General features: G+C 52.2%; 1 protein-coding gene. It reads left to right on the forward strand.

The window, feature by feature from the left end; all coding sequences use genetic code 11:
• A partial coding sequence (locus tag SB756_RS36180) for a tRNA-guanine transglycosylase (RefSeq protein ID WP_410914072.1) occupies positions 1-230 on the forward strand: 230 nt, incomplete at both ends.

Consider the following 230-nt stretch of genomic DNA (forward strand, 5'->3'; position numbering starts at 1 on the left):
CGTAACGCGTTCCATCGCCATGATGATTCGCCGCTGGACCCAACTTGTGATTGCTACACCTGCCAGAACTTCTCCCGTGCTTATCTGCACCACTTGGACAAGTGTGGGGAAATGCTCGGGAGTATGCTCAATACCATCCATAAATTGCGCCAGTACCAGCGTCTTATGGCTGGTTTGCGCGAGGCTATTCAACAGGGTACATTGGCCGCCTTTGTCGATTCCTTCTATGC

Source organism: Pseudomonas sp. SIMBA_068 (genome assembly GCF_046534705.1).
GTDB classification, from domain to species: domain Bacteria; phylum Pseudomonadota; class Gammaproteobacteria; order Pseudomonadales; family Pseudomonadaceae; genus Aquipseudomonas; species Aquipseudomonas putida.